Annotated in this window: 6 protein-coding genes; 2 read left to right on the top strand and 4 right to left on the bottom strand. The window is 36.7% G+C overall.

Features of this window, described 5'->3' with window-relative positions:
• The first annotated feature begins 54 nt into the window (after positions 1–54).
• Positions 55–2,409: a type IA DNA topoisomerase gene (locus EV201_RS14405; RefSeq protein ID WP_130308348.1), complete on the top strand. Its 2,355-nt coding sequence runs from the start codon at positions 55–57 to the stop codon at positions 2,407–2,409.
• A 39-nt stretch (positions 2,410–2,448) separates the two neighbouring features.
• Here EV201_RS14405 and EV201_RS14400 read toward each other — a convergent pair whose 3' ends face one another.
• The 4 genes from EV201_RS14400 to prmA form a co-directional block, all read right to left on the bottom strand.
• On the bottom strand, positions 2,449–2,949 hold the full coding sequence (locus EV201_RS14400; RefSeq protein WP_130308347.1) for a SixA phosphatase family protein: 501 nt from the start codon (positions 2,947–2,949) through the stop codon (positions 2,449–2,451).
• Positions 2,950–2,974: 25 nt separating this feature from the next.
• Positions 2,975–5,065 carry a polyphosphate kinase 1 gene (gene ppk1, locus EV201_RS14395; protein WP_130308346.1) on the bottom strand — a complete coding sequence of 697 codons (2,091 nt, stop codon included), beginning with the start codon at positions 5,063–5,065 and terminating at the stop codon, positions 2,975–2,977.
• Positions 5,066–5,175: 110 nt separating this feature from the next.
• Positions 5,176–9,660 carry a hypothetical protein gene (locus EV201_RS14390; protein WP_130308345.1) on the bottom strand — a complete coding sequence of 1,495 codons (4,485 nt, stop codon included), beginning with the start codon at positions 9,658–9,660 and terminating at the stop codon, positions 5,176–5,178.
• Positions 9,661–9,700: 40 nt separating this feature from the next.
• The gene (gene prmA / locus EV201_RS14385) at positions 9,701–10,543 is read right to left on the bottom strand and encodes a 50S ribosomal protein L11 methyltransferase (protein ID WP_130308344.1); all 843 of its coding nucleotides are present in this window, start codon (positions 10,541–10,543) and stop codon (positions 9,701–9,703) included.
• Between the two features lie 582 nt (positions 10,544–11,125).
• On the opposite strand from prmA, the gene EV201_RS14380 reads away from it, so the two are divergent.
• Positions 11,126–12,751, top strand: a complete 1,626-nt coding sequence (locus EV201_RS14380; protein ID WP_130308343.1) for a thiamine pyrophosphate-dependent enzyme — start codon at positions 11,126–11,128, stop codon at positions 12,749–12,751.
• Positions 12,752–12,763 lie beyond the last annotated feature (12 nt).

Below are 12,763 nucleotides of genomic sequence, written 5' to 3'. Positions count from 1 at the left end.
AAATCGATCTGTTTACCTGCGTTTTTAACGTATTGAAAATTTAAATAATTGCGGATGAAAGTTTGTATTGCAGAGAAACCAAGTGTTGCGCGTGAAATTGCGATGATTTTGGGAGCCAAGAGTCAGAAAAATGGTTATTATGAGGGCAATGGCTATCAGATTTCCTGGACTTTTGGGCATCTGTGTACACTTAAAGAACCAGGTGATTATAATCTGAATTGGAAATATTGGCATATGAATGATTTGCCAATGATTCCTGGGCGTTTTGCAATTAAAGTGATTGATGATACTGGGGTGCAAAAACAGTTTGATATCCTGGCAAAATTGATACAGAATGCGGAAGAAGTGATAAACTGTGGTGATGCCGGTCAGGAAGGAGAGGTCATACAGCGCTGGGTGCTTCATAAAGCAAAATGCAATGTGCCGATTAAGCGTCTATGGATCTCATCTCTTACCGAAGAGGCAATTCGGGAAGGTTTTGACAACTTAAGAGATGGGAAAGAATTTGATCGTTTATATGCGGCAGGCTCATCACGAGCGATTGGTGACTGGCTTTTGGGCATGAATGCCACACGTTTGTTTACTCTTAAATACGGTAGTGGTAAAAATGTGCTTTCCATTGGTCGTGTTCAAACACCAACTTTGGCACTGATTGTGAATCGCCAGAAAGAGATCGATAATTTTGTTCCCCAAACCTATTGGGAACTAAAAACGGTTTATCGAGAGGTCACTTTTGCAGCAACTCGTGGACGTTTTGATAAGAAAGAAGAAGGCGTTGAATTTTTAAGTAAAATTAAGTCGGAGCTTTTTGAAGTGGTTTCTTTTGAGCGAAAAGCAGGTAAGGAGTTGCCTCCTCAATTGTACGATTTGACTTCACTTCAGGTTGATTGCAATAGAAAGTTGAATCTCTCTGCTGAAGAAACTCTACGAATTATTCAAAGCTTATATGAAAAGAAACTGACGACTTATCCCAGAGTTGATACGACATACCTAACAGATGATATCTATAAAAAAGTACCTGATATTCTTAAAAAATTAACACCTTACAAGGAATTTACGGAGGTGTTACTTGGAGAAAAAATACGTAAATCGAAAAAGGTATTTGATAATAAAAAGGTAACCGATCACCACGCCATTATTCCAACAGGGGTGCAACCCGGTGGGCTGCGTTATGAAGAAAAACAGGTTTACGATTTAGTTACACGGCGTTTTATCGCTGTTTTCTATCCTGATTGTAAAGTGAGTCATACAACGGTATTGGGGCAGGTGACGAATATCGATTTTAAAGCAACGGGGAAACAGATTATTGAGCCAGGTTGGCGTGTTCTTTTCTCAAAAGACAGCAATGTTGGCGAAGGAACGATTCTACCTGTGTTTGAGAAGGGTGAAAGCGGTGAGCATGTTCCGGATTTAGCTGAGAAGCAAACTCAACCTCCAAAATATTATTCTGAAGCAACTTTATTGCGTGCTATGGAAACAGCAGGAAAGCAGGTTGATGACGATGAACTGAGAGAGTTGATGAAAGAGAATGGAATTGGGCGACCATCTACCCGAGCTAATATTATTGAGACACTTTTCCGTCGCAAATATATTAGAAAAGAGAAGAAACGTCTTGTGGCAACTGTTGCCGGAATTCAGTTGATCGACACCATTCAGAATGAACTGTTGAAATCAGCAGAACTGACAGGACTTTGGGAGAAAAAACTGAGAGACATTGAACAGGGAAATTATGAGGTTGATCAGTTTATGATTGAGTTAAAGCAGATGGTTTTTAATATTGTTAAGGATGTTAAATCCCGAACACATATTCAGAAAATTGCTGCTGTAGAGGAGGAGAAAGTCAAAGATAAATCTGAAAAAAAGGCTGTCGTTAAAGCAAAAGAACTGACGTGTCCTAAATGCAAAGAAGGACAAATATTGAAAGGCAAGAACTCCTGGGGGTGTAGCAATTGGAAGAATGGTTGTGATATCCGTTTGCCATTTCAATTTCAAAATAAAAAGCTTACGGATAAACAAATAGAAGCTTTAATCCTAAAACAGAAAACGCCTAAGATCAAAGGATTTGAGGTTGACGGAAATAAGCAGAATGGTATTTTAATTTTTGATCCTTCTTTCGAATTAAGTTTTGTTCCCGAAGAAGCTGAAGTTTGGCATTGTCCGATGTGTAAAGAAGGAACAATGATGAAAGGAAATGCTGCCTATGGTTGTTCGAATTACAAGCAGGGATGTCGTTTTATTATTCCGTTCGAATTTATGGGCAAGAGTCTTTCAGAATCTCAGATAAAATCTTTGGTGATCGATAGAAAAACCAAACTGATAAAAGGGTTTATACATCCCGAAACTCAAGCAAAACTTGATGGGAAGTTAATCATCGATAATATGGGGAAGATTGTTTTTGGGAAGCAATAAGTCTACCTATAAGTAAAAAAGATCAGTTTTAATCTGAGCTTATTCTTTTAGCATTTTTGGTGTTGTGTAGTGAATTAATTTTCCCGATCGCGCATCAATATCAGACCAGTTTTCTACATCGAATTCTATTCCGATGGCTGTACCCGTTGGCACATGCAGATAAGCTTCTTCAAGAAGATTGTAAGCCCATGACGCAATATCGGGATTATGACCAAAGACCCAAACATGATTGATTTGACCAGCTTTATCTTGTAACATTTCTAAAAACTCCTGAGTGCTAAACCCATGATAAAGTTGATCTACCTCCACAATTTTATCCGAGTGAATACTAAAACGATTTGCAAAGAGTCTGGCAGTTGCAATCGCTCTATTGGCAGGACTGGATATAATAAGTTCCGTTTGAATCCCTTTCTTTAATAAATGATCTGAAACCAGAGCTGAATCATTGATTCCTCTGTTTGTTAAATTGCGCTCAAAATCACTGATGTCGTATCGAATGACTTCTGTTTTGGCATGGCGAGATAAAATAAGTTGTTTCATCGGTGTGGTTTTAAGAGGTCGATTACTAAATCTCTATTTTTTTGGAATGTTTAGCCAATTCAATTTTCTCAAGGTACATAAAAATATCCCTTTGTGCGCGCTTTTCTGGTACATCAATCTCATTTTTCAGCTTGATATTTTCCAATTTTTCATTAATTAGTCGGGCTGTTGTATTGTCGCTGAGCTGAATGTTCAGAATATCGATGAGTTCATTTTTTAGTTTAGGTTTTTCAATTGGAAAAGCACATTCAATTCGTCGATGTAGATTGCGCGACATCCAATCGGCTGATGAAAGATAAACATCTTCAGCACCGTTATTGTAAAAATAGAAAACGCGGGCATGTTCCAGATATTGGTCAACAATACGAATAATTCTAATGTTTCTGGAATACGGTTTGTTTGGAACCAAGCAACAAATCCCCCTTATAATTAAATCAATTTTAACACCTTTGATACTTGCTTCGTAGAGCTTCGTTATTATTCCCCTTTCTTGCAAGCCATTCATTTTTAATATAAGATGACCTTTGCCACCATTTTCCACATGGCTAATTTCACGATCTATCATTGCCATGAATTCATCCAGCATATTGAATTTTCCAATGAGGAGCTTATTGAATTTACATTCTGTTTCTTGATTCTCAAGGTATTTAAATAAAAGTTTTAGTTCGGATATTGTTGTTTCATCGGATGTGAAAAAGCCATGATCAGCATAAATTCGTGCTGTTTTTTCATTGAAATTACCCGTACTGAGGTAGGCATAATCCTCTTTATCTGTTTTTCTGATAACCAAAGCGATTTTAGCATGCACTTTAAGTCCTGGCAAGCTGTATATAATTTTCACGCCAGCCTTAGTCATGGCCCTTGCTGAATTCATATTGGCCTCTTCGTCAAATCTGGCTTTAAGCTCGACTAGGACGGTTACTTTTTTTCCGTTTAAAGCCGCATTAATTAAAGCGTTGACAACGGCAGAGTTTTCTGCAACCCGATATTGTGTTGCCTTAATTTCTTCAACTTTGGGATCCAGGGCTGCCTCATTCAAAAAACGAATAACATATTCGTAGGATTGATAAGGGTAGTGAAGTAAAATATCCTTTTTATGAATGGCTTTAAACATCGATTTACTCTGACCGAGTTCTTTTACTTTGAGAGCAGAAAATGCAGAATCTTCCAATTTCGCATCAGCAGGATTGGGGAATTTGAAAAAATCGTGAAAGTTATGATATCGGGCTCCTTTAACCAGTTCTTTATTGGTTAGATTAAATGCTAGTTTTAATAAATTCAAGAAATCGCGAGGTATGTTTTCGTCATATAAAAAACGTGAAGGGACACCCGTTTCCCGTTTTTTTAGGTTCCGTTCGATCATACTCAGGATATTTTCCGAATATTCATCTTCAATCAAAATATCGGCATCACGACTCATTTTAAAGCTGTATGCCGAGTCAATTTTGAATCCCGGAAAAACAACTTTCATGTGAAGTTTCACGATATCGTCGAGGAACATGATGTGGTGTTTCTCGTTGATTGAAGGCAGTTCAATAAAACGGTCGAAGCGATTACTGGGAATCTTAACAATGGCGTATTTGGCGCGTTTTGGTTTGTCTGGATTGTCTTTTTTGCTTCTTTTTTTGTACAATTTTACCGCCAGGTAAATGGCATTATTTTGTAAAAAAGGTTGAATTTGTTTTTTCAAAAGGAGCATAGGCTGCATGTGTGGCAACAAGTTGTCAAGGAAAAATTCTTTGGTGTACTGGTAGTGCTCCTCGCATAGTGTTTCTCCTTGCAAAAGTACGATGTCATTCTCAAGCAATTCAGGTACAATCTCGTTGGTGAAAATCTGACCAAACTCAACTTGTTGTTTATGAACTTGTTGTTTGATTTTCTTTAAGGTGTGGTCGGGATTTTCTCTTAATTTGAGTTTGTCTTCAATGGGGAGTTCTGTAAACCTTTGGTATGATGCAACCCGAACTCGGTAAAACTCATCAAGATTGGAAGAATAAATGGCAAGAAACTTAATCCTTTCGTAAAGGGGTAAGTCTTTATTTCTAGCTTCATCCAAAACTCTATTGTTGAAAGATAACCAACTTAAATCGCGATTGAAAAACTGATATTTTGACATATAACTGATAGATTCAAAATGTACTCTAACAAAATTAGAAAATTTTAAATAGGCTTTACACGTTCTTTAATTTAATTGAGCCTGTCTTTTATGAGATTAGATATCTATACTTATTGATTGCTTGTATCCAATTCGTGCAGCTTTTTAAAGCGTGTTACTTTAGACATAGGAGCTAACAAGTATAGGTAGTTGAGTCTGCTTACAGGATCTCTAAAGCGTCTCTCATCCTCCTTAACTTCTTCCATAGCAAGATTAATTTCAGAAATAGATGATCTCATGAACATGACCTGATTTTGATATTCAAAGTAGAACCAAGCACCATCTTCAAGTTCCATGTATAGGTACATACGGTTCCCACGTCTTCTTTTTCGAATCTCAATTTTACCTTTTACGATATTATTGAAGCTCTTATTTAAGATGCTTCCCAGTTCGAGCTCTCCCTGGGAGTAATAAGCTTTATTTTTAGCATCCCAAGTGAGCATAACCCTATTGAAAAACAGCGTTTGTTTAATGGTATCGGGCAGTGCGTCGTAAGTGCTTTTTTTCTTAATTTCTTCGATGATTTTATCTGATTCTCCCTTTGGGAAGATTAAAGGGAATGTTCTGAGAAAATCTTCATTATTTAGATTACTTGGTCTTTGTACTGAGTTTGAGATATGTTTACTCATCATTTTCAATAAATGCTCTGAGAAATAAAAATCGAAGCCTAAACAGGTGTTTATCGTAAGCTTGCTTTTGTCTGAATCGTAATCGAGAGTCCCGGCTGCAGTGGTTTTTACATGACCAAGCTCTACACCGAAGTTGATAAGTCCTTCAGCATTCAGATCACAATTAGTCATATTGTAAGAAATCTGATTTCCCGGAAGATCAGGATTTCTAAGTTTCTCTTCGCTGGCAATTTGGTAGAGGTTTTCACCCTTATTGTAGGTCAGGTAACCTGCCACAGTAAGAAGAGGATTATCGGTATAGAATTTTCTTGTAGACAAAAATGCAGGGTAAATATGAATCGAATCATTGGTTAGATACAAGGAGTTGAAAATTTTCACATTTTCTTTATCGCGACCAATGGTGTCGATAGGAATTAGAATATTTTCGGGATCTATTGGAGCATTGAAAGACAGCCATCTGTGTTTGATGTTGTCACATTTATTATGGATTTGAGTCTCACCATCAAAGCGTAAATGTTTTTCTCTGGCAGCAAGGTGCACCTCTCCTCTAAAATCAAAATCCGGACTTAGAGTAAAGGATTTGGCATCTGGTAAGGCTCCGGAGGCGATGGTTTGCCCTGTAGAATCCACGCTGATTTCATTGAAATAGATCTCTTGTTCTTCGTCTAATTCATCTTTGTAGGTGTAGAATCCGGTTCCTGTATATTCTCTTTTTCCTTTCACTTCAATCATCGCATCGGTGATTTTATGAAAATGAAGGAGGGTGTCTACCAGAATTTCACAATTGCTCAGTGGTGCTAAATAACCATCATTTTTAACTGTTATATTTCCATGTAATGGCAAAATGTTGGCGTCGGCAACCCTTAGTTTTTCAACAAACTTTGCCGCGATGGTATAATCGGTTGTGTCATAAATAGCATATGGTGTTTCAAAACTTAAGGAATCCTGATCGAAATGAGTTGAGATAAACGTGTTAAACGATTCTTTAGGTAAATTGTTGATCTGACCTGTTTCCCACAACTGATTCAGGTTTGTGAGTTCTTCACTTCCAAATTCAATTTGGTCGTTGGTCATATTCCATTTAAAACTATTGAGTTGACAGATGTAGTTGTTTGAAGGGAAACTACTGTAGTTGCCAGCTATAGTACTCTTAAAGTCGGTTCTTTGGGTTTTTAAATCGATTACAGCATCGCATGATTCTGCCTTAAAGGAATAGCCTGCTTCATTGTGACTAAGAAGTTTAAATTTACTGGTGTCAGCGGTTATTTTACGTCCTGAATAATTGAAATGATTTGATGTAAATGAACCATTGGCGTAAACCATTTCTCCGGAACCATCCATTTTATCATTACTAATATTTACGATTCCCGTAAGTGAAGCATAACCTTGGTACATACCCAGAGGAGAATCTTTTCCCTGACTTTGAATTTTAAATTGATTTTTTTCAGTTTGCCATTCAACCCAAACATTTTTACCGCTGATGTCCGGGTGCGAGAAAGGTACAGTTTGAGCCATAAGTGTATACGATTCAGCTTGACCCTTTGCTCTATCGGGCAAGAGAACAAAATGATCTGAAACAATTTTGGTGTTGTTCTGAGTAAACGTACCTTTTCCCCATAAACCATCATTATTTAGGAAAAGAGAATCTGTGAAAGTTGCTTTTTCATAAACTAAAACACCATTTTGGTCTATAGCATGTGCAAAACCTATTGAGTTATCAGTATTTACAATCAAGCTTTCACGGAAATCAGGAACTATACCTCCCGATTTAAATTCGCCCTGAAACTGTAAATCTTGATCAGACAGTTTATTGATATTATCAATGGTAAAAGGGTCAACTTTAATATAGAACTTGTCCTTTTTGTAAACCCCATTTTGAATAAATTGTTTGTCGTAATACAGATAGGACGAGTCGTAAGAATTAAAAATGGGATATTGTGCCAAATATTCGTTTCCTGATTTATTGGATGGATCATCAATCAGCAGGTTAGCAGTGGCATTTTTTACAATGTTTTCAAGAAATATGGCGTTTCTTTTTGCAAATTGCCCCTTGTCATCTGAGGGAATGTAGGCTTTTAATGAATCGATTAATCCCATTTCAACTTTAAATTGATCATAGGAGAAATTGAAGTTTCTTCCGTACATATTTAGAGGTCCTGCTTTTATCAGACCATTAAATTCAAAATCCCGATTTTGTTTTACCAGCAACTCTCCTCCCCGGGGAACAAAAGTTACATTCTGAGAATTACTGACCGAAACCTGATCGACTCCGTTAATTTGAAGATGAAAATTTTTAAGATTTAGAGTCGCGTCATCCTGAAGCTTTTCAGTTTTTGATGTGAAATGGATGACATCGTAGTCTTGCTGGCCCATAGCAGCTGAGATGTAATTTGAACAGCGTTTTTCAATGGTGATTTCATCGTTCGCAGCATCGTAATTGACGAAGCCTTGAAAGGATAAACTAATTACTTGCTGACGAACCTGACTGATTGGTTTTTTTATATAACTGGCGTATTCTTCGGTGGTAAAGCTGTTGGAATACATATGCTCAGCAAAGGCATTAAGGAGAACCAATGGATGTTTATCATCCATTCCTTTAAGTCTCAGATAATGATTGTTTGTAAAATAATTTATGGATTCGAATTTGGCTAAACGATGTGATGCACCTTTCATTTTTTGAAAATGAATAATGTCTTCGTCCATTTTCCAGTGAAGAATTCCGAAATCCATCAGCAAATTGTGATAGTTATTGAAATATGGACTTTGAGACATGCCGGTTCCGTCTCGTGTTAGGATGAGTTCTTTATCTTTAGTTAAAATTTTCAGATGAAGGTTGGGGTGGTAAATTTTGAATGTGTCGAGATGCAGGGTGATTTCGGCGTCTTTCCCAATGATTTTATTGTTTGAGAAACTGAAATATTCCGATGAAGCTTCAATAAATAAGCTGTCGTTTCGGGTTAATTTAATACGTGCTGGCTGTTCAGAATTACCTTTCCCAATAAATTTGGACCCTTGAATTGCGATTCCACCCTTATAGCTGATGTTGCTGAATAAACTGTCGATTGCGATATCCTGATTAAAGGAATTAAATCGTGGATAAGTGGCAGAAGCAGGGTCTTTTACAATATTAACTCGTTCTGTTAGTGAGCCCGATACCGAATTTTTAAAAAGCTGTTTGTTGCGGTATTGTACGGTGTCTACTTCAATTCGGGGTTTGGTAATGTCAATCTGGTAATTCTCAAAATCGGCATATTCATCTGATGGTGATTTTCCAGCTCTTGTCCATGCAATTTTACCTTTTGTGCCGATCCATTTTTTCTCGAAAGGGAAGTAGACTCCACTTGCATTGTATATTGTGCAGCTATCTTTCTGTGAATAACAAACAAGTTCCGTTGCATCGAAAACAATTTTGAGTTTTTTGTCATAGACATAGTGAAAATCATGAGACCTTGTTTTCCACCTTGTTGAAAAAGATTTATAGAGAAGACTGTCTTTGAGTAAATAGTTTGTTTGTTTTAGAAACTCGTTGATATTTCTAAGTTTAGCCTTTGGGGCATTCAACTGGTGAAGTAATCCATTTTGCCAATTTGTGTAATCGGTTTCATTTAATCCTTTTTCGTTGAAGAGTATGAGACTTTTGAAATAGTCGTAGAAGTCGGGGACAACACGAGCTCTTTTTTTCCTAAACCGTTCACATATTGCAAGAATAGAATCTCTTTGGGCAGTATTCTTTTGTGCTTTGGACCAGAAGTTTTGAAACTTTTCCTGAAAAACTTTTTTTTCCTTATTGTTTAAGGATGGATGGTCCATAAGTACATCTATCTCACTTATTTTAGTTATAGAATCTTGATTGAAGGTATTAGCTTTAGTTGAAAGACTAGCTATGAGAAATCCTAAAAAAATAAGTGAGAATAGGTGCTTTGACATTGGTGATTATTTTATATTCTTAAAACTGAATGCTTGTCTTTTATTTTTTTTCAAAACGGACAGCAACCCAATTGTTATCAACTTTGTGATTTATATAAGTCAATCCGTTGTTTTCAGCTTCTTCCTGAATATACTTCAAATCTTCAGTATAGAAACCACTCATAATTAAACTTCCGTTTTTAGGTAGGCAAGCGATATATGATTTCATGTCATTTAAAAGAATATTACGATTGATGTTAGCTAGAACAATATCGTATTCTTTTCCCTCAAGCAGACTGGCATCTCCCAGGAAAACGGAAACATTTTCAGCCTTATTGTTTTTAATGTTTTCAAGAGAGTTTTTATATGGCCATTCATCAATATCAATGGCGTCAACCATTTTTGCTCCTCGTTTTGAGGCTAATATGGCAAGAAGACTGGTTCCACAGCCCATATCAAGCACTCTTTTGTTTTCAATATCGCTTTCCAAAATGCTCTGAACCATAAGCGAAGTTGTGGAGTGGTGTCCGGTTCCAAAAGACATCTTAGGATCGATAACAATATCATAAGGGACTTTGGGTGTATCGGTGTGGAATGAGGCGCGAATGACAACCTGATCTGAGATGATAACGGGTTGGAAATTTGATTCCCAAACGGCATTCCAATCTTGAGAGACGACTGTTTTATAAGTGTAATTCAATTTAAAATTTGATTCAGGGAGGTAATCCAAGCTAATAGCTTTGACCATATCAATATCAAAAAGATCTTCAGTGATATAGGCATCAACTGAATCTTCATTTTCGGTAAAGCTGTCGTAGCCAAGTTCACCAAGTTCTGATATCAGAATTTGTGCAACAGCTTCGTTATAAGGGGTAATCTCACATTTTAATTCAATGTAATCCATCTTTTGTATTATTTAGTCTTGTTATATTGAACGGTTTTCTGAACTTTTTTACACTGTAAATTACAAAAATAATCTTCTTCGCTTAAAAGGCTTCATTTATTTGCGAATAAAGCAGATTCTAATTTTATTGATTTATCTAAAATCAATAAAATGCTTAAATTCAATTGTTGTTAATCTACTGTTTCTTAGGGTTATGATATTTATGCAACCGTTTTCGTTATTTGAAATAATTCTAAACTTCTTGTTTGGGCTTCCAGTTGTATTGACATTAAATCAAATATTGGTATAATTGCAACAATTAATAGGATAAATTCTTGTTTTAATTACAATCTTCAAGTAAACAAATGGATTTTCTTGCAATTTATTTTTACGTTGTTGCATATCTCGTAAGCTTTTTTGAAATTTTCGGAGGCCTATAATCCATATTCCCTTTTTTTCAGATTTTATTAATCTGAAATTCTCTCTGAGTACATTTTTTTTTGGACATGATTGACCGATTGTTGATCCGTATTTCTATAAGTCTAGGAATAGATACCCAAAATATATCTCGAAATATTTAAATAATAAACAAATACTAATAGTATGCAAAAGTCACTATTGTTAGGTGTTGAAGCTATTGCTCAAGGGGCGATTGACGCTGGAATGTCTGGTGTTTACGCTTATCCAGGAACACCTTCTACAGAAATCACAGAGTACATTCAGCATTCAAAAGTTGCTAATGAGCGTCAAATTCATAGCGAATGGTCTGCGAATGAAAAAACAGCTATGGAAACGGCTCTTGGTATGTCATATGCTGGGAAAAGAACTATGGTTTGTATGAAGCATGTTGGATTGAATGTAGCTGCTGACTGTTTTATGAATGCTGCCATCACCGGAGCTAATGGCGGTATGATTATTACAATTGCTGATGATCCATCTATGCACTCTTCTCAGAATGAGCAAGATTCACGTGTGTATGGTAAATTTGCAATGATTCCAATTCTTGAGCCTTCAAATCAGCAAGAAGCTTATGACATGACTCGCTTTGGTTTCGAGTTGTCTGAAGCTTTTGGAACGCCTGTAATGATGCGTATTACAACTCGCTTGGCTCACTCGCGTGCTGGTGTTGAACCAATATCAGAAATTGTAGTTGAAAACGAAATGCATTTGCCAGAAGATAAGCAGCAGTTTGTATTGTTGCCAGGTATTGCTCGTCGTCGTTACAAGTTGTTGTTGTCAAACCAAGAGAAATTCGAAGCAGCTTCTGAGGATTCTCAATTCAATCAATATACCGAAGGTTCTGATAAATCATTAGGTGTAATTGCTTGTGGTTTGGGATACAATTATTTGATGGAAAATTATCCTGATGGCAATTGTCCTTTCCCTGTATTGAAAGTTAGTCAATACCCACTTCCTCGTAAGATGATGGAAAAAATCACTTCTGAGTGTGATAAGGTGATGGTTCTTGAAGAAGGTTATCCTGTTGTTGAAGAATTATTGAAAGGTTATTTAGGAAAAGAAGCTGTAATCGGTCGTTTGGATGGCACTTTATCACGTGATGGTGAGTTGACTCCTGATATGGTTGCAAAAGCTTTGGGAATGGAAGTTGAAGAAGGAATGGCTATTCCTGATTTGGTTGCTGCACGTCCACCAGCATTGTGCGTTGGTTGTAGTCATCATGATGTTTATAAAGCATTGAATGAAGTCATTGCTGAATATGGTGAAGGTCGCGTATTCTCTGATATCGGATGTTACACCTTAGGTGCATTGCCTCCATACCGTGCCATTAACACGTGTGTAGATATGGGTGCGTCTATTACGATGGCTAAAGGTGCTGCAGATGCAGGTCTTATTCCAGCTGTTGCAATGATTGGTGATTCTACTTTTACTCACTCAGGAATGACAGGTTTATTGGATGCCATCAACGAAAATTCTCCTATAACAGTTATTATTTCTGATAATGAGTCAATTTCGATGACTGGTGGTCAGAAGTCTTCTGCCAAAGGAAAGCTTGAATCTATTTGTGAAGGTTTAGGAGTTGATCCTGAGCATATCAAAGTCTTTACGTCTCTTCCTAAGAAACACGAAGAAGTGAAGGATATTATTCGTAAAGAGTGTGATTATCAAGGGGTGTCTGTAATTATTCCTCGTCGTATTTGCGTTCAGAAGAATGTTCGTGATCAGAAGATTAAAAAAGCAATGAAAGCTAAAGCAGCTGCAAAAGCTTAATTTTAATTTTTG

Origin of the sequence: Ancylomarina subtilis, assembly GCF_004217115.1 — a bacterium.
Taxonomy (GTDB): Bacteria; Bacteroidota; Bacteroidia; order Bacteroidales; family Marinifilaceae; genus Ancylomarina; species Ancylomarina subtilis.
The sequence above is the reverse complement of the archived record's forward strand: the minus strand, read 5'-3'. Positions and strand labels throughout refer to the sequence as shown.

Excerpts from the sequence above, each read along its gene's own strand:
- EV201_RS14405 (WP_130308348.1), top strand. The coding sequence starts at position 55 with ATGAAAGTTTGTATTGCAGAGAAACCAAGTGTTGCGCGTGAAATTGCG.
- EV201_RS14400 (WP_130308347.1), bottom strand. The coding sequence starts at position 2,949 with ATGAAACAACTTATTTTATCTCGCCATGCCAAAACAGAAGTCATTCGA.
- ppk1 (WP_130308346.1), bottom strand. The coding sequence starts at position 5,065 with ATGTCAAAATATCAGTTTTTCAATCGCGATTTAAGTTGGTTATCTTTC.
- EV201_RS14390 (WP_130308345.1), bottom strand. The coding sequence starts at position 9,660 with ATGTCAAAGCACCTATTCTCACTTATTTTTTTAGGATTTCTCATAGCT.
- prmA (WP_130308344.1), bottom strand. The coding sequence starts at position 10,543 with ATGGATTACATTGAATTAAAATGTGAGATTACCCCTTATAACGAAGCT.
- EV201_RS14380 (WP_130308343.1), top strand. The coding sequence starts at position 11,126 with ATGCAAAAGTCACTATTGTTAGGTGTTGAAGCTATTGCTCAAGGGGCG.